This window comes from Bacillus sp. L_1B0_5 (assembly GCF_000836715.1).
Classification (GTDB): Bacteria; Bacillota; Bacilli; order Bacillales; family Bacillaceae_G; genus Bacillus_A; species Bacillus_A thuringiensis_S.
Map to the genome: position 1 here is coordinate 1 of NZ_JXIS01000157.1, position 1403 is coordinate 1403.

Here is a 1403-nt window from a genome sequence, read left to right on the forward strand (position 1 = left end):
GCAGTTTTTCTATGGCTAAATTTACAGCTGATGAAAAAATACAAATCGTTCTACGTTATTTGAACGGAAATGAAAGTTATCGAGAAATGGGTAGATCGCTCGGTATAAGTGACACAATCATTTTGAATTGGGTAAACCAATATAAACAGAATGGTCTGGAAGCTTTTCTAAAACGATGTACAAATTACACACAACAATTTAAACTAGACGTACTAAACTTTATGATTGAAAACGGTATGTCCTTATTTGAGACGGCAGCTATCTTTAATATTCCTGCCCCTTCAACGATTTCTGTTTGGAAAAAACAGTTCGAAACACAAGGAATTGATGCCCTTCAATCTAAGAAAAAGGGGCGTCCATCCATGAAAAAAGATTCAAATAAACAATTGAAACAACCTTTAGCTGAAGGATCAGTCGAAGCACTTGAAGCACGCATTAAACAGCTTGAGATGGAAAATGAGTACTTAAAAAAGTTAAATGCCTTAGTTCAAAACAAGGAAAAATCACAAAACAAGACAAAGCGCAAGTAGTCTATGAATTAAGGCATAAATATTCGGTCAAGGCACTCGTGGAGCTAGCTACTATTCCTCGAAGCACGTATTATGATTTAGTAAAGAAAATGAATCGTCCAGATGTAGATGCCGATTTGAAAGCTGAGATTAAAGCGATTTATGAGGAAAATGAAGGTCGTTATGGTTACCGTCGCATTCGTGATGAATTAACGAATCGTGGCCAGAAAGTGAACCACAAGAAGGTTCAGCGCATTATGAAAGAGCTTGGGTTAAAGTGTGTTGTACGTATGAAGAAATATAAATCCTATAAAGGAAAAGTCGGTAGAATTGCACCTAATATTTTAGAGCGTAATTTTCATACAGATGCACCGAATCAAAAGTGGGTAACAGACATCACAGAGTTTAAATTGTTTGGAGAAAAACTGTATGTATCACCTGTATTAGATTTGTATAATGCTGAAATTATTACCTATACAATTGGTTCTAGACCGACGTATTCGCTTGTTTCAGACATGTTAGAGAAAGCATTGGAACGTTTACCCGAAACCCACCAGCTACTGATGCATTCGGATCAAGGATGGCATTATCAAATGAGACAGTACGTCCGGACACTTGAATCAAGAGCTATCGTCCAGAGTATGTCTCGAAAAGGAAACTGTTACGACAACGCAGTAATAGAAAATTTCTTTGGGATTATGAAGTCGGAGTTCCTCTACATAAAAGAATTTGAAAATGTAGAGCACTTTAAAATAGAATTAGAAAAATATATAGATTATTATAATACGAAACGGATTAAGGCAAAATTAAAAATGAGCCCGGTACAATACCGGACTCACTTTTATCAAGCTGCCTAATGAAATAACCGTGTCTAACTTTTAGGGGTCACTTCAA

The 1403-nt window shown here is 36.1% G+C and carries 1 protein-coding gene; it reads left to right on the top strand.

Going from position 1 to position 1403, the window contains the following annotated elements; genetic code table 11:
* The first annotated feature begins 11 nt into the window (after positions 1 to 11).
* A protein-coding gene (locus tag RT27_RS34590; RefSeq protein ID WP_156137727.1) for an IS3 family transposase occupies positions 12 to 1366 on the top strand; the annotation gives its coding sequence in 2 pieces (ribosomal slippage) (positions 12 to 465 and positions 465 to 1366; 1356 coding nt in all).
* The last annotated feature ends 37 nt before the right edge of the window (positions 1367 to 1403 follow it).